Below are 285 nucleotides of genomic sequence, written 5' to 3' on the forward strand. Positions count from 1 at the left end.
GCTCACCTGGATCACCTTTTTCGCCGTCTTTGACAAAGGTTTCCTTGATGACATCGTTGGTTTCTGGGTCTCTCACAATGATCTTCACGCCGGATTCGGAGTTTGGATCATTTGGATCTTTCTCAACACGTTCACTTTCAACGATTGGCGTCTTACCGTCGGTACCGTTTGTGCCGTCGAAGATGAATTCACGGCTGATTTCACGTTCACCTGGGTCAACTTGACCATTATTATTGGCGTCTTCATGGATAATTACCCATGTCCCTGGACGGTCTTTACCTGTTT

Annotated in this window: 1 pseudogene; it reads right to left on the reverse strand. The window is 46.7% G+C overall.

From position 1 onward, the window contains the following. A pseudogene (locus tag HMPREF2626_RS10090) lies at window positions 1–285 on the reverse strand (hypothetical protein); the annotation flags it as partial.

The organism is Aerococcus sp. HMSC062A02, from assembly GCF_001809535.1.
GTDB lineage: Bacteria > Bacillota > Bacilli > Lactobacillales > Aerococcaceae > Aerococcus.